Source organism: Actinomadura keratinilytica (genome assembly GCF_039539665.1).
Classification (GTDB): Bacteria; Actinomycetota; Actinomycetes; order Streptosporangiales; family Streptosporangiaceae; genus Spirillospora; species Spirillospora keratinilytica.
In genome coordinates, this window is sequence record NZ_BAABDO010000071.1 from 21,117 (window position 1) to 36,892 (window position 15,776).

Below are 15,776 nucleotides of genomic sequence, written 5' to 3' on the forward strand. Positions count from 1 at the left end.
TGCGACTGGGGTGCCGCAATTTCTCGGGTGCTGAGCCAGGTGGCCACGGTCGGCTCGTAGAGGGGAGGGGGCAAACGCTGTCGTAGGAGAGCGCGGACGCAAGAGAGGGTTGCGTCCACGGAGGTGGTGTACGAGTCCGTGCAGGTCAGCGGGCGTGATCGCCGCCCAGTCTCAGCGGTGAGGGTGACGGCGAGACGACTGTCAGGGCATGCAGGGGGATGAGCGGCGGAGTGTTTCGGCTTGCTGGCCCGGGTGTGGTCGGAGCGCGGGGGCGGGCGGTCGTCGGGGGGATCGTGGTCGTCGTTCGGTCGAGGGGAGAGGGCGGCCCTCGTGGCGGGTCGGTGAGATGGCCGTCAGGGCCTGCAGGGGTTGACCGCGTGAGTGTTTCAGCCGGCCGACCGGGAGGTCTGCTGTCGGCTTGCGGCGGTACGCGGTCGGAGGGACCACCGGCCCGGCGGCCGGGGAACGGCGCGGGCGTGCTCGCCGTCCGGCCGGGGTGACCAGCGCGGCCGGACGGCGAGCAGGGGCGTGCGCGTCAGCTGTCGGAGTGGCCGGTGTGGGTGCGGATCCGCAGGAGGGCCGCGGCCAGGCCGCCCCACACGATGACGATGGCGACGATCATCATGATGATGGCGCCGGTGGACATCAGCGCGCTCCCTTCTCAGCGGCACCGGGTGTGAGCGCCGGGTCGGCCTCGTCAGTGACGGCGCGGCGCCGCAGCAGCAGCGCCAGGACGACTGCGACGACGATCACGGCGCCCGCCACGCCCCAGCCGGCGGCGTTCAGGAACCAGGTCGGGTAGCCCTCGTAGTTCTCGGCGAACTCACCGCGCAGGCTGTCCCACATCATCCAGCCCAGCATCAGCGGGGTGACCACCCCCAGGCAGATCCGCCACCACGTCCCCACGCGGACCGCCGAGGCCGTGTTGACGTGCTCCTGCATGGCGGGCAGGCGGCGCAGCACCCAGGCCACCACGATCAGCACCACCAGGGAGGCCAGCACGATGCCGTACTGGTTGATGAAGTGGTCCACCACGTCCAGCAGGTACAGGCCCTGGTCGGTGGGGAACAGCGCGATCGACACGACCGCCACCGCGCCGCCGACGCCGAGCACCGAGGTGAGGCGGCCCAGGCCGAAGCGGTCCTGCACGGCCGACACCACGACCTGCACGATGCTGATCAGCGAGGTCATCCCGGCGATCACCAGGGAGCCGAAGAACAGCACCCCGAACACGTCGCCGCCCGGCATGGACGAGATGATCTTCGGGAAGGCGATGAAGGCGAGCCCGATCCCGGACGCGGCGACCTCGCCGACCGGCACGCCGCTGGCGGACGCCATGAAGCCCAGCGCGGCGAACACGCCGATGCCCGCCAGCAGCTCGAACGAGCTGTTGGCGAACCCCGCCACCAGCGCCGACCCGCTCAGGTCGGACCGCCGGGGCAGGTACGACGCGTAGGTGATCATGATGCCGAAGCCGACCGACAGCGAGAAGAAGATCTGCCCGTAGGCCGCGACCCACACGCCGCCCTCGGTGATCTTCGACCAGTCGGGGGAGAACAGCGCGTCCAGGCCGGTGGCGGCGCCGTCCAGGAACAGGGCCCGCACCACCAGGATGCCGAACAGCACCACCAGCAGCGGAATGAAGATCTTGTTGGCCCGTTCGATGCCGCCCGCGATGCCGAGCGCCAGTACCCCCAGGGTGACGACCCATATGGCGATCAGCGGCCAGGCCACCCCCGCGATGTACGAGGAGATGCCGCCGGGAGCGTCCGCCACCTGCAGGAACTTGGCGCTCAAGAACTTCTCGGGGTCGTCCCCCCACTGCTCCCCGAAGGAGAAGCCGACGTACCGCACCGCCCACGCCATGATGACGGCGTAGTACACCGCCACCACGAAGCAGATCGCGACCTGCCACCACCCGATCGCCTCGGTGGGCCGTGACAGCCGCCGGAACGCCGCGGGCGGCGCCCCGCGGAACCGGTGCCCGATCGAGTACTCCAGGATGAGCAGCGGGATCCCGGCGGTGAGCAGCGCCACCAGGTAGGGGATGAGGAACGCCCCGCCGCCGTTGTCGTAGGCGACGTAGGGGAACCGCCAGATGTTCCCCAGTCCGATCGCCGATCCGATCGCCGCGAACAGGAAGCCTCCACGGCTGGTCCACTGTTCGCGTCGCTGGTCAGGCACTACCCGACCCTCCCATCTCTCGCTCGTCCCCGCTCCCGGCAGCACGGCCGCCGACGCAGCCCCCCATTATCGACTGTCCGATTAGGGGGCTTTTGTGGTGCAGCCAAGAGTAACCCCTTCGTGACACATTCAAGCCATCGCCGGGTTCTCACGCCGCGACCGGCAGAGAACCCTCCCCGCGGAGGCGGTCTGCCGGCACGATCACGTACACCCGCAGGCCGTCACGGCGCCTGCAAGTACGGAGGCTCTAACCGGAGCACCCACGGTGGTGCAGGGCGGTGTACGCCATGCATCGACCCCGCCGACGACGCTGCGCGGACGCGCGCGTTCGCTGCTCCTCGTCGGCATGCCAGTTGCCTCCCCTCCCCGCACCCCCGTCCATGCATCCCGCCGTCCGCGCCCCTTGATGGCTCCGCGCTGTCAGCTGGCCCGAGAGTTGCCCAGAAGACCTGAGCCGCGCAGAACGCACTGCAGGCATTCAGGATGGGGCGTGCGCCGCGCCGCCTTTGACGGCCCTTCCCGTCTGTGCCCTTCCACACGACCCGGCCCGCGCTCACGCATCCGGATACGTGTATGGGCAGTGAGCCGCGCTTCATACCTGCGCAGGCCCGAGCGTTCCAGGAAGGTGCCGCAGGCACGGGCATCCGACTACGGATCTGCGACCCCCGTTCCGGTACGTGCGCCGTCCACGCGATCAGCCACGCACGGCCAGCACCGCCCACAGCAGCCATGTCGCCGGCCACAGGAGCCGGTGGTCTCACCCGCCGTCGGGCAGCCAGTGGCGGACAGCTTCCCTCGGTACGTTCGCGTCAACGTGCCAAAGCTTCAGGGCGCCGTCCCAGCGCGCGTTCACGAGGCGTTTGGCCTCGTCCTTCTCGGCATAGGGCACCGCCAGATACAGGCGGCCGTTCACCACGTCCCCAGGGGAGACGCCGCGGGAGGAGGTTGCGGTGGGAGCTCTACGGGCCGGACGCTCCATGCGGGCCCGGTCCACGATCAGTCGGACCCGTTGGCAGGCGGTCGGGTCGGTGATGCGCATCATCAGGTCCGTCGATCCGGTGTGAGCGAGCAGGTTCAGCGACCCGTGCCAGAGGACGGTGTCATCGATGATCAGCACCTTCTCGTGCATGCGCTCGCGGGTCAGCACCTGGCATCCGGCCTCCTTGAGCCGTTCCACGAGCGGCGCTTGGGCCGAATTGGCGGCATAGGGCCGGGTGTGGACGGTGACGCGGATCCCCGCGGTGATCCGGGGGCCAGCCGCCGCAACCAGTGCCGTACCGGCCCCGGCGACAGGAAGGCGCAGAAGATGTCGATGCTGCTGCGGGCACGGGCGATGTCCCACTCGACGGCGCGCGCGACCTCGTCGGCGGGAAAGAAGGCGGGCCGGGCCAGTTCCTCCTCGTCCAGTTCGCCGAGGTCGGCGGCGGAGCGGACGGGAACCAGATCCTCTACGGGCAGCCGCTGCGCGTGCCGCTCCAAGTGGTCGAGCATCCGGGCCGCCTCGCTGTCCGCGCGCAGTTCCCGGCGCAGGAAGGCCACGTTGGCGACGACGACCAGGTGGTCCTGCGCCCGGCTCAGCGCCACGTTCAGCAGGCGGCAGGTCCGCGACGAAAGCCCGACGTCCTGGTAGAAGTAGCCGAGTTGGCGGCCCGCGCCGGCCACGGTGTCGATCACGACGAGGGGGCGCTGGCTGCCCTGGAAGCGGTGGACGGTGTCCACCAGGCCGTCGTACGCCTCACCGAACCGGTGTTTGAGGCTGGTGTCGAGGATCCTCTTCTGGTTCTTGTACGGGGCGATGACCGCGAGCAGATCCGTCGGCCGTTTCCCCGCCGGCAGATCACGCCAGCCGCGGGGCGGCAGGACCGAGTCGTACTGCAGCCCCCGGATCAGTTCGTGGATCACCGCCTCGTGCACGGGGTTGGATAGATGCGCCTGGCTTCCCGTGCCCTTCAGCACGCGGCTGGAGGTGTCGATGAGCACGAGCGGACTGTCGAGCAGCGGTGAGGCGGGCAGCCCGCAGGTGTCCGGGCGGCCGGTGCGCAGCGGGGCGTCGGGGTAGGCGACCTCGTTGACCACGGCGCAGATCGCGGGGCGCATCCGGTACTGCTCGTTCAGCGCCACCATCCGGGGATCGGACTGGACGGCACCGCCGCGCGCGTCTACCAGACCGGCGGCGTGGAAGGCGTCGCGGTCCATCCACAGCCGCGAATGCCCGTGGTCGGCTTCGCTGGCCAGGCGATGGGACGAGCCGTGGGTCACCGCGGGCAGCTGCCGGAAGTCGCCCGCGACGACGACGCGCCGCGCCGCGAGGCCCGCGGCGCACCACACCGACGGCAGGTCCACCATGCCCGCCTCGTCGATCACGACGACGTCCACGGTGCCCATCAGCGATCGGGACTGGACCGCCTTGGAGACCGTCGTGCCCATCACCCGGCAGCGGTTCCGCACCGCCTCCTCGATCCGGCGGCGTTCCTTGTCCAGTTCGTCCAGCCGCTTGTCCAGCCGTTCGGCCTCCCGCCGCAGCCGCTCGACGGGCGCCAGGCCGCGCGCACGGGTGAGCAGCGGTGCGAGCGCGGATTCGAGCGAGGCGAGGTCGGCCGCGCACCGCGCGCGGTCCGCCTGCGCGTCGCCGTGTCGGCGCCGTGCGTTCTGGTACGCCTGCCGGTGGCGGGCCAGCTCGTGGTGCAGTGCGTCCAGCTTGGCCTGCTTGCGCTGGGCGAACAGGCCGGAAGGGACGCCGATCTCCGCGATTCGGCGTTCGACGTCCCGGGCCCGCCCGGAGGTGGTGTGCATCCAGCGTCCCGCGTCGGCGATCACCTCGTCGAGGGTCCGCAGCCGTCCCTGCAGATCGTCCAGTTCCGCCGACAGCCGGGCTGCCTCCTCGTGGACGGCGATGGCGGCGCGGGTCTCCTCCAGCCGCGCCGTCACCTGCGTGATCTGCGTCTCCAGGGCCGTGGCCAGCCGGTCGGCGATGCGCTTGGGGTCGATCTGCTCCCCGTACCTGTCGGCCAGCGAGGGGACCGCGATGTCACCGGCCCGCTGGACCAGCCCCGAGTCGAAGTCCTGCTCGCCGGACAGCAGATCGCACATGCGTTCCAGCGCCTGGTCCACCGCGACGTGCGTGGGCGCCAGGAACAGGGTGTGCAATCCCTGCCGGTAACAGCCCTCCACGATGCACGCGACGACGTCGGTCTTACCGGTGCCCGGAGGACCCCACACGAACGTGACCTCGCTGCCGAGCGCCTGTTCGACGGCGCGCCGCTGGCGTTCGTTGAGCCGCCGGTCCCGGTAGCGGCGGATGTACCGGTCCGGGGCGATGCAGTGCCCGACGCGGGGCGTGCCCTGCCCGAGCATCCATCCCGCCGCGGTCGGATTGACCGGCCCCTTTCCGTCCTGCACCTGCCGCAACCGTTCGGCCAGCGCCCGGAGTCCCGCCGTCTCGTCCTCCACGAGCTGCGCGCTCTCGCAGCGCTCACCGAGATCGGCCTCGGTGACGACGCGGACCTTGCCGCCGGGGAGCCGCGTCACCTCGGCCTGCGCCCAGGGGCGGCGCGAACCGGTCGGCCTCACCAGCAGGTCCTTGACTGCGAACCCCTCGTTCCACCTGGCGCAGGAGAACAGATACTCGCGCTCGTCCCCCGTACGCCCGGTCAGCCGTCCGTCCCGCAACGACACCTTCTCCGCCCCGCTCCTGGCGTCGTGCAGGACGGCGGTGATCTCGGCGTCGACCGCCCGCAGGAACTCCTCGACCGGACCGGGCCCCGTGTGTCCGTCCGCCACCCCCGTATCCCTCCGCCCCTGTGACCCCGCCGCGACGCCGAAGGAATTTACCTCGCGACTGACAACCCGTCAGGCGAATTCCCCGAAGGCATCCGCTTCTGGCCACGCTTGCCGTCAAGATGCCTCCGGGCACCATGCCTTCCGGTGATGGGAGCGGCGTCGTGCGAGGAGCCGTCGTGGTGCGCGCGGCAGCCGACTCTGCGGACGGCCGCGCCCCGCAGCGCGGAGATGTTCGTCATCAGCCGCATCAGGTGCTCGACGCCCAGGAGCGTCCGGTTCTTGAACTGGGCGGCTCAGGCCGTACGGTCAGACTCGGCACCGAGTTCTGGCCGATCAGTATGAGTTGCCCAGTGCAGGGGTGACGTAGACATGACCGAATCACGGGGGGCATCGCAATGATCAGCGCCGCCCGCCGCAGACGGGCGATCGACGCGCCGCGGCGCAGCACCACTCCGGCGTTCGCCGCCGCCTTGTGCACCTACCAGCACGCTCGCGCCGCCGGGAACATCGCCTCGACGGAGGCACTGGTCGGGCGGTCGGCGTCGGTGCGCCGGGCTGCGGGGGTGAGGCTGAGAGTGCCGCGGCGATTTCTCGACGGCGGCCGGCGGGCCGGGCTGTTCCTGCCAGTCAGCGGCGCCTCAGCGTTCTCCGACGCACAGCCGGGCGTCCGGCGACTGCTTCGGCCCGCCCGATGGCGGTTCGTTGACTTCACCACCGACTCGCGCCGCGACCACGCTGTCACCATCTCCGCCGGCGAACTCAACGAGACCGAGCGCAACGCGGCCGCCGGCTCCGCCGACGACGTCGACCTGGAGATTCCGTGAGGGGGCTGGACCGGCTGTCGCCCGTCCTGGTGCATCACATCGTCAACACCCTGGGCTGGCGGTCGCTGCGTCCACTGCAACGTGCGGCAGTCGATCCGGTGCTGGACGGTGCGGACGCGATACTGCTCGCCCCGACCGCCGGCGGCAAGACCGAAGCGGCCGCGTTCCCCCTGCTGTCGGCGATGGAGCAACACGGGTGGACCGGCCTGTCGGTCCTGTACGTGTGCCCGCTGAAGGCGCTGCTGAACAACCTCCTGCCGCGCCTGGAGACCTACGCCGCATGGGTGGGGCGCCGCGTCGCACTCTGGCACGGTGACGTGAACCGGTCCGCCCGGCAGCGCATCCTCCGCGACCAGCCCGACCTGCTGCTCACCACACCCGAGTCGCTGGAGTCGATGCTGGTCAGCACCAAGGTCGACCATGCCCGTTTCTTCGCCGGGCTCCGCGCTATCGTCGTCGACGAGGTGCACGCCTTCGCCGGGGACGACCGCGGATGGCACCTGCTGGCCGTCCTGGAACGCCTGACCCGGCTGGCCGGGCGCCCGATCCAGCGGATCGGCCTGTCCGCCACCGTCGGCAATCCCGCGGAACTCCTGCACTGGCTGCAGGGCTCCGGCCGGGGACGGCGACCCGCGCAGGTGGTGGCACCGGACGTCGCCGCTGTGACGGGCCCTCCCGAAGGCGACATCGAACTGGACTACGTGGGGTCGGTCGCGAACGCCGCCAAGGTGATCGCCGCACTGCACCGGGGGGAGAAACGCCTGGTGTTCTGCGACTCCAGGCAACTGGTCGAGGAACTGGGCGCTGCCCTGCGCGCCCGCGGCGTCACCACGTTCCTGTCCCACGCGTCCCTGTCCCTGGACGAACGGCGACGGGCCGAGGAGGCGTTCGCCCAGGCCCGTGACTGCGTCATCGTCTCCACCAGCACGCTGGAACTCGGCATCGACGTGGGCGACCTGGACCGGGTCATCCAGATCAACGCACCGTCCACGGTGGCCGCGTTCCTGCAACGGCTCGGCCGCACGGGGCGACGGAGGGGCACGACCCGCAACTGCCTCTTCCTGACCCTCGATCCGGACTCACTGGTCACCGCCGCCGGGCTCCTGCTGCTGTGGGGGCGCGGCTATGTGGAACCGGTATCGCCGCCGCCCGAACCGCGCCACATCGTCGCCCAGCAGTTTCTCGCCCTCTGCCTCCAGCAGCACAAGATCGGCAGCCGGTTGTGGAGCGAGCAGTGGAACGGGCTCAGCCCCTTCGACCGCGGCGCCGAGCCCATCATGCGGCACCTGGTCGAGCGGGGATTCGTGGACCGGGACGGCGAGCTGCTGTTCATCGGACCCGCCGCGGAGGCCGCGTTCGGCCGCCGCCACTTCATGGACCTGACGGCGGTGTTCACGGCGCCGCCGGAGTTCACCGTGCTGTCAGGTCGGCAGGAGATCGGCAAGACCGATCCCATGCTGCTCACCGAGGAGGTCCAAGGGCCCCGCCTGCTGCTGCTCGGCGGCCGCAGCTGGCGGGTGACCTGGATCGACTGGAAACGCCGCCGCTGCTTCGTCGAACCCGCCGACGGAGGAGGCAAGGCCCGCTGGACCGGCACCGCGCTCGCGGGCACGAGTTTCGCGCTGGCCCGCGCCTGCCGCGAGGTGCTCCTAGGCGCCGACCCCGACGTCAGGCTCACCGACCGCGCGGTGCGGTACCTGGCGCGGGCCCGTGACCAGAACGTCGGCACGGTGCACCCGGGCGGCACCGTCATCGTGCGGACCGGCGACGACGTCCGCTGGTGGACCTGGGCGGGCCACCGCGCCAACGCCGTCCTGGCCGCCACCCTCTCCGGCCTCACCGACGAGAAACAGCGCTTCCAGGACGCCTACATCCGCCTGCGCAGCGATCTCACCCGCGACATGTGGCGCGCCGGCACTGCCGACGCCGCCGACCGCCTGTGCCTTCCAGACGTCGACGAACGGGCCCTGCGCGGCCTGAAGTTCACCGAAGCCCTCTCCGAACACCTTGCCACCGCCACCCTGGCCGCCCGCCTGGCCGATCTCGACGGCGCCCTCGCCGCCCTCGGCGAACCCGTCAGGTTCGTTTCGTCGAGTTGATGAGCCTGTCCAGGAACGCCTGGGTCTCGGGATCGACGGCATAGAGGTCCACGCCGTCGAGGCCCCGGGTCAGCAGTACGAAGATCGGGAGTTGATCGCTGCGTTACATGGAGCCGTCGGCGTTCGCGTCGTTCCTCACCCGACGAGACGGGCGAGGAACTCTTGGGTCTCCCTGTCCACCGAATAGAGGACGGTGCCGACCATTCCTCGTGTGAGCAGCACCTTGTAGGTGTTGCGGATCAGCTTGTCGGCCTGTGCGTCGCTCACGTCGCGCTTCCGCAGGGCGGGGTCCCGGCTCGCGGAGCGCACGGTGACCAGGCGGCCGTCGCGGTACACCAGGTCCGGGCCGAAGATCACGCCGTTCCAGTCATACTCGAACCCCTGGGCGGTGTACACGCAGCCGACCTGCTCGAAGCCGCCGTCTTGCGATGCCCACAGCGGGCTCGGCGGGGCCGAGCCGACCGCACGGTCGCCCTTGACGTTCCAGGGCCGGGCCCAGTCGCCGATGACCACGTCCGGCACCAGCGCTCCATTGCGCGGATCACTCCAGGGCCAGCAGAACCCGGCGGTCATCCGAGCCGACCGGTCGTCCTCCAGACGGTTGCGCAGCATGGCCTCCATCTCGTGCGGAGAGTCGGCCATGGTCACGGTGAAGTTCTCGTCGCCCTCCCAGGGCTCCGGTGTGCCGCCGTCGAGTCCGAGCAGTTTCAGGACCCACTCCTCGTACTTGCGGCTGCCGCCGCAGCGGAATTGCTCGTCGAGGGAGATGTGCTGGACGGCGAGCCCCTTGCGCTCGGCGTGCTCGCGGATCTGTCGGAGGGAGCCCATCTCTCCCGGGCGCACGGTCTGGTGCTCGTCGAGCAGGAAGACCGGCACCCGGGCGGCGTCGATCAGCTCGTCGACCTGCGGTCGGCCGGTGCGCTGGGCGGCCGGCGTGAATCGGGTGTGGGAGACCTCCCGGATCCGGTGCGCCTCGTCGCAGATGAGGACGTCCAGACCGTTCTTCTCGGCGCTCCCGAAGTTGTTGAAGTACTTGAACATGTCCTGCATACGCTTGTCGCCCCTGGCGACGTGACGGCGCATCGTCTGCGTGAACGAGCGCGATCCCGTGGCGTGCAAGACCTTGTATCCACGTCGCGCGAGTTCCCCCAGGAGCGTCACCGCGATGACGCTCTTGCCGCTGCCGGGGCCGCCGGTGATGACCACGACGGTCTTGGAGTCGCCCTTGCGGGCCTTGTCGACCTTGTGCAGCACCATCTCGTACGCCAGGCGCTGCTCGGCCAGCAGGACGTACGCGTCCCGGTTCCTGATCTCCGTGGCGGCGTGTGCGAGCAGCTGTTTGGAGGGCGCCGCCCGGCTGGACAGCAGCCGGTCGGCCGCGCCCGCCCCCGGCTTCGGCGCGAAACGGTCGCGCAGGTAGTCGATGAACGCGCCGCGCGTCGTCTGCGTGAACAGCCGTGTGCGGTTGTCGTGCACCCTGTCGTACAGGTCGAGGACGTCGTTGCGCGCCGCGTTGTGAAGGTAGGCGACCGCGTGCACGGCGTCGGAGCGGTCGGCCAGGCCGGGCAGGAAGTCGAGGAGGTAGTCGCAGTAGCCCTGCGCCTGCAGTGACGGGTGCAGTTGGGGGTCGCCCGGCTTGTGCTCCACCAGCACCTTGTTCTCGTCGTTGCCCCACACCCGCGCGTGGCTCCACTGCTTGAGCTCGACGACGACGTACGCGTCGTCGCCGGTCCGCCGGTCGACCCCGGCGAGCACCACGTCGGCCCGCTTGCTGGTCAAGGGAAGCTGGTACTCGATGAGCATCTCGACCTCGTCCAGACCGGCTTCCACCAGGTCCTGGGCGAGGACGGGAAGGCTGCGGTCCCAGGAGCGCCGTTCCGAAGCGGAGACGGAGACGGCAGCGCTCATCCGCAGGTACTCGTCGAGCCTCTCGCTCAGCTTGCCCTCGACCACAGACAGCAGCGCTTTGGCAGTACGGCGGAAGGCCGTCAACGGACTTACCCCCAGGCAGCACGAAGACCTCGTGCGGTATGGGGGCATGTCCGCCAACCGGTGGAGCCGGTCGGCGGAAGCCCGTCGGGCCGCGAACTCTTAGGGCAGAAGGCTAGCGGCGGCCGCCGACATTCAGGACCGGTCGAGCGGCGGAGCCTTGCGGGCCGATCCCCGGTAGGTAGCGGGATCGTAGCGACGCTCGCTCTCGTCGAGCTTTTCGTGCGCCGCTTGCACCAGGTCCACGCCGAGCACGTCGGCCAGTCGCGTCAGGTAGATGTAAACGTCACCCAACTCGGCCCGCACCCGCTCGGCTGCCTCGGCGTCGCCCATGATCGCCCGAGATTCCTCCGGCGTCAGCCACTGGAACTCGGCGACCAGCTCACCGACCTCGCCCGACAGGGCCATCGCCAGGTTCTTGGGCGTGTGGAACTGCTCCCACTTGCGCTCGGCCGCGAACCCGCGCAACCGTTCGGCCAGGTCGACGATCTCTCTCACGCCTCCAGGCTAGCGGCCTGGCGGTCCGTGCCCGGAGACCCTGCGGCAGGGAGGCGACGACCTCGTGACCTCTCGGTACGCCAGGCGGGGTGCCGTGCATCGGTACCCCGCCTGGCCTACAGATTCACACCGAGGACACGGGGCCGGTGCGGCGCTCCTGCAGGGCGCGTGCGGCCTGCTCCCACTCGTGCATCACGGCCACGGCCTTGGCCACATGCCGGATCGCGGAAACCATGTTCTTTCCGGGGCCGCGGAGTTGACGGCTCATGCCGCCCATGCCCTTGGCGACCGCACTGAACAGGTTGAGCGCCTCCATGTGCTCTCGGGCGGACTCGGAGAGCTCGATGAGCATCTCGAGGAACTCTGCGGCCTCTTCGTCCCGCCGGTCGTGGGGGACGAGTGCGATGAGATCGAGCGCACCTGTGATGCCGGCGTTGACGGCCTCCATGCGCTCGGCGAACTGCTCTGCCGCATCGGCCAGCTCTTCCGACGGCCCGTTGAGCGACTCGCCGTATTTCGCCAGGATGGCCATACGGGTCTGTACCGGCGTCCCGGGCTGGGAGACTCGTTCCAGGTCCGCGCTCGCCGCATCTGTGATCGCGGTGATCGCTTCTATCGCCGAGGCGATTTTCTGCGTGTCGGCCTCGATGGCTGCCAGTTCCTGCTCGGCCTGGAAGATGTTGTCCATGATGCCGGGGCCATCTTCGTCCTGCGCCGACGGCTCTGGCGGGGGTTCTTCACTCTTCGTGCTGAGCCCCAGCAGGATCTTGGCGGGAAGAGGCGGTTCGTATCCGTTCAGCAGGCCCGCCTCCAGAGCGCGTTCGAGCTCCTTGCGAGCCTCGATGAGGCCATGGTCGGAACGGGAGAAGCGGATGGTCCTGATCGAGGAGATGTCGAAGGGGAGCTGGCCGTACTCTCCGATCTGGATCGTGAGCTTGCCGGTCGCATGGCGGAGACCGAGTTCGTACATGACGTTGGCGTTGCCGCCGCCCACGTCCGCGATGACGATGTCGTCTTCGAGGACGTGACGGAAGATCTGCTCGGTGATCTCGCCGGCGACGGCGATGCCGTCCGCTCGGACGGGCTCGATCTCGAATCTTCGGCATGCGGCCTCGATGATGTGTTCGTACACCTGCAGGGAGTTCTCGTATATCTCCGACTCCGGGCTGCCGGCCGGTGCGAATCTGTCGCCGATGGGGCCGATGACGAAGCATGTGGGCATGCGCGGCGGCGGCGCTGCGGTGGTGGCTTCCGGTTCCGTGGTCATGACACCCTCCTCTCCAGGAGAATCGCTGGTCAGAGACACTCGCACTGCGGAGTGACGCACTGGTCGGCATCGCCGGTGCCGTCGGCGTAGATCGGTCGTTCCTCGATGCCAAGCGCGTGCAGCATCGACGCGGTCGGCACGCGGTACTGGCGGCCGAGTCGCAGCACGGTGCATGGGAAGCGGCCGAGACGGATGAGTTTGTACGCGGTGGCCGGGCATATGCCGAAGGCCCGGGCCGCCGTACGGAGATCGATGCTCAGCGGAAGATCGAACGCCTCGGCGAAGGTCAGCGGCGTCCTGCGGTGCCGACTCACGGCCTGCTCCTCAGCGGACGGAGGGACAAGGTGCCGACGGGTGCCCCTCTGGGGCGCCGGGCGCGGTAGACAATGTCGTGCAGGCCGAATCGTTCGGCCAGCATTCCGAGCCGCTTGCGTTCGACCTGGTGCGGGCAGGCGGTGAAACGAAGCGGAGCGGAAAGGCCGCGACGACGGTTCAGCGGAGTTACCTCCACCGCCCATTCGCTTTCCACCGGTCCGCAGGACGGATGCTCGGTGCCCTGGTGCGCGGCTGCCACCGACGCGATGTCCGCCACGTGCGTCACACGCGCCGATTGGCGCGCCAGTTTCCACGCCTTGCCGACCGCCGCCTTGATGAGCGCACCGCCGATGTCGGGCTCGTCGGGGCAGACGGTTTCCAGAGCCTCGAGTAGCCCGGTCACCAACGTCGCCTCCAGATCCCTGCGGTCCACACCGAACCGCATGGAGATCCGGTACACGGTGCGACGCATCCCCGGCAGCGCGAGTCAGATCATCAGCAGACGCCACGGCGCGTCCTGAGAACTCTGTGGCCGGGCGGCCCGTATGACGTGCTGCCAGATGGCCGTGCGCAGCTCCCTGTCCTGACGGGGGCCGTACACAGCGTCCCGGGCTTCCTGCGGTGACATGTGGACGAAGCCGGCCCGGAAAGGCACGGAAAGCCCGGCCTGCTCGGTGACGGAAAGCCCGGTGATCTGTTCGTCGATGACGTCGAAAAGAGAGTTCCAGCGCACTATCCCCATGTGTGCTCCTCGGTTCTCGGGTGTGGAAGCGCGGAGGCCGGCTCGTGGCGGAGAGGACTACTTCTCTCCGACGGGTCGGCCACTATTGCGAATGACCGCGGTGGCCAGTTCGCGGACGGCGGCGTGCTGATCTCGGGACAGGATGAACAGAAGCATGCCGATCGCCTCGGCGCATTCCGGATCCCAACTCGCGGTGCGGCACCACAGCAGCAGCGCCCCGGTCAGCGCATCGACGTCCTCGGCGGCCGAGACGGCCTGCCGCAGCAGCACGACGAGCAGGTCGAAGAGCTCGGTGTCCCGGGCTGCCTGTTCGCTGAACCAGGAGATCTCGGCCCTGATCAGCAATGAGAGTCGGCGTGTCGTCCAGTCGGCCGGCGGAAAGTCCGCCGTCAACCAGTCGAGCAGGCATTCGAGCACCTTCCGTCGGTCGCCGTTGCGGAACTGTTCGAGTAGAGCCGACTCGAGGGCCCTTTCCACCCGTCGATCGGGGGCCGCGACCGAGGTGGCGGCCAGTTGCCGGATCAGGCTCAGAGCCGGGCCGACGGGTGCCGTTCGACCGCAGTCACCGCAGGCGAGCGCGATCGTGCGACGCACCCGCCAGTTCTGGTCGACCGCCCACCCGTACAGAATCCGCAGAATTTCGTCGTCAAGCGCGGGATCGGAAAGAGCGGCACGCAGTGCCGCCGCACCGACCGCTCGCATCGCGTTGCTCTCGGCCAGGACCCACGAGCGGATGAGACGGCGGCGGTCGCGGCTTGTCATGAGGGGCAGCCTGATGCTCAGCGCGCGCCCTGCGCAGTTCACCAGGTCCTGGTCCGTGCCGACGGTCATCAGCCAGGAGGACAACTGGTCGGACAGCGGACCGTGGCCATGCCAGGCCAGACGCAATATGCTGGCCGCCCACGTGTGTCGGATGAATCTGACGCAGTCTGCGGTATAGGGGGTGCTGTCGTTTCGAGGATCGTGCCAGGGCATCATGTAGGCGCCCACCGTGTCGAGCAGTTGTGTCATTGAACGCTGATCTGGATCCGATTGCTGCTGGCTGAACGGTCCTGAGGGGGCGGATGGACTCGTCCCGGCACAAGAGTTCCCGTCGGCCGCCGCCAGAAGACGTTCCGCCTGCCGCTGGACGATCGACAGATCACGGCCTTCGTAGACGGCAACGGCCAGCAGGAGGGCCAGCGCAGGAAGGTCTTCCCTCAGGGCCTGGAACAGCTGCGCCATCTCGAACTCGGCCTGACGAGCGATGATCGAGCGGACGGCATTTTCCACGTCCTTCGCGTCGTTCGATGGGAAATCGGTGGTTCGCAGCAGCGCATCGGCCATGCTCGCCGCATATTGCGGGCTTGCTCCGGCGGGGAGCACCTCCTCGAGAAAGGCCGCAGGTAGGGACCCGATCAGGCGGGCCCGCTCGGCCTGTCGGGGAGAGGCGAGGCCGAGCTTGGCGCGGAACACCTCGATCGCCGGTGGCGGCGTGCAGTACACCAGCCACAGTGCCAGCTCCTCGGCGATGTACCGCCTTGGGATCGTCCGCAGCACCGCGGCCAGTGCCGCCCCTGCGCTTCGCACGCGCTCTATGAGCCCCAGCAGCCGGGCGGGCCTGTATATCAGACCGCCGAGCTGCCCTTCGACCAGGCAGGCTGCGGCTTCTGGAGGCCGCCATCTGGTGAAGTCGACGCCGTCGTCGACGAGGTAGATGGAAGGACTGCGCGGACAGGCGTCGAGCAGCAGATTGATCGCAGCGGTGCGGAGTCCGGATCCCGGCGTGCCGACCAGGATGAGGAAGCCGGATTTGAGCTTCTCCGCGGCTTCGGTGAAGCCCTCCGGAGGGACGAAACCGGCCCGCGCCTCCGCCACCATTTGCGGTGGTAGGGGACCTTGCAGCTCTTCTAGCTCAGGATTCTCCGGCAGGTTGATGAAGTAGCAGTGCTGCCCTCCGATGAGAGTTCCGGCGTTCGCCACATGCCCTTCCGCTGCGGCGAACTGCGCCTTTTGGTGTGCGGAGCTGGGGGAGCCGGTCGCCTCAGTGAGCCTTTTCCATCCTGATCACGCTGGTCACGGGGTTGTCGCGGTCTCGG

Annotated in this window: 13 protein-coding genes; 2 read left to right on the top strand and 11 right to left on the bottom strand. The window is 69.3% G+C overall.

Going from position 1 to position 15,776, the window contains the following annotated elements; all coding sequences use genetic code 11:
* Nucleotides 1–535: 535 nt before the first annotated feature.
* From ABD879_RS21040 to ABD879_RS21055, 4 genes are all read right to left on the bottom strand, one after another.
* Nucleotides 536–646 (bottom strand): methionine/alanine import family NSS transporter small subunit, encoded by a 111-nt coding sequence (locus tag ABD879_RS21040; RefSeq protein ID WP_345023221.1) that lies wholly within the window; start codon nt 644–646, stop codon nt 536–538.
* Nucleotides 646–2,184, bottom strand: a complete 1,539-nt coding sequence (locus ABD879_RS21045; RefSeq protein ID WP_345023222.1) for a sodium-dependent transporter — start codon at nt 2,182–2,184, stop codon at nt 646–648. Before ABD879_RS21045 ends, ABD879_RS21040 begins: the two co-directional genes overlap by 1 nt.
* Nucleotides 2,185–2,941: 757 nt before the next feature.
* A complete protein-coding gene (locus ABD879_RS21050; protein WP_345023223.1) occupies nt 2,942–3,361 on the bottom strand; it encodes a DUF5710 domain-containing protein in 420 nt (139 codons plus the stop codon).
* The gene (locus ABD879_RS21055; RefSeq protein ID WP_345023224.1) at nt 3,325–5,964 is read right to left on the bottom strand and encodes an AAA domain-containing protein; all 2,640 of its coding nucleotides are present in this window, start codon (nt 5,962–5,964) and stop codon (nt 3,325–3,327) included. The genes ABD879_RS21050 and ABD879_RS21055 overlap by 37 nt, the downstream gene beginning before the upstream one ends.
* 395 nt (nt 5,965–6,359) lie before the next feature.
* Between ABD879_RS21055 and ABD879_RS21060 the strand changes: the two genes are divergently transcribed.
* Both ABD879_RS21060 and ABD879_RS21065 read left to right on the top strand, forming a co-directional pair.
* Nucleotides 6,360–6,788, top strand: coding sequence for a hypothetical protein (locus tag ABD879_RS21060; protein ID WP_345023225.1), 429 nt, complete (start codon nt 6,360–6,362; stop codon nt 6,786–6,788).
* Nucleotides 6,785–8,887, top strand: a complete 2,103-nt coding sequence (locus ABD879_RS21065; protein ID WP_345023227.1) for a DEAD/DEAH box helicase — start codon at nt 6,785–6,787, stop codon at nt 8,885–8,887. The genes ABD879_RS21060 and ABD879_RS21065 overlap by 4 nt, the downstream gene beginning before the upstream one ends.
* A gap of 135 nt (nt 8,888–9,022) precedes the next feature.
* Here the strand turns inward: ABD879_RS21065 and ABD879_RS21070 are convergent, their stop codons facing one another.
* The 7 genes from ABD879_RS21070 to ABD879_RS21100 all read right to left on the bottom strand — a co-directional run bounded on the left by ABD879_RS21070 (nt 9,023) and on the right by ABD879_RS21100 (nt 15,660).
* Nucleotides 9,023–10,840: a DNA/RNA helicase domain-containing protein gene (locus ABD879_RS21070; protein ID WP_345023229.1), complete on the bottom strand. Its 1,818-nt coding sequence runs from the start codon at nt 10,838–10,840 to the stop codon at nt 9,023–9,025.
* Between the two features lie 171 nt (nt 10,841–11,011).
* Nucleotides 11,012–11,374 (bottom strand): nucleotide pyrophosphohydrolase, encoded by a 363-nt coding sequence (locus tag ABD879_RS21075; protein WP_345023230.1) that lies wholly within the window; start codon nt 11,372–11,374, stop codon nt 11,012–11,014.
* 124 nt (nt 11,375–11,498) lie between these two features.
* A complete protein-coding gene (locus tag ABD879_RS21080) occupies nt 11,499–12,641 on the bottom strand; it encodes a hypothetical protein (protein ID WP_345023231.1) in 1,143 nt (380 codons plus the stop codon).
* Nucleotides 12,642–12,670: 29 nt separating this feature from the next.
* On the bottom strand, nt 12,671–12,955 hold the full coding sequence (locus ABD879_RS21085) for a helix-turn-helix domain-containing protein (protein ID WP_345023232.1): 285 nt from the start codon (nt 12,953–12,955) through the stop codon (nt 12,671–12,673).
* The gene (locus ABD879_RS21090) at nt 12,952–13,401 is read right to left on the bottom strand and encodes a hypothetical protein (protein ID WP_345023233.1); all 450 of its coding nucleotides are present in this window, start codon (nt 13,399–13,401) and stop codon (nt 12,952–12,954) included. The genes ABD879_RS21085 and ABD879_RS21090 overlap by 4 nt, the downstream gene beginning before the upstream one ends.
* A gap of 42 nt (nt 13,402–13,443) precedes the next feature.
* The gene (locus ABD879_RS21095; protein ID WP_345023234.1) at nt 13,444–13,698 is read right to left on the bottom strand and encodes a hypothetical protein; all 255 of its coding nucleotides are present in this window, start codon (nt 13,696–13,698) and stop codon (nt 13,444–13,446) included.
* Nucleotides 13,699–13,755: 57 nt separating this feature from the next.
* Entirely contained in the window at nt 13,756–15,660 is a 1,905-nt protein-coding gene (locus ABD879_RS21100; RefSeq protein WP_345023235.1) for a hypothetical protein, read from the bottom strand.
* Nucleotides 15,661–15,776 lie beyond the last annotated feature (116 nt).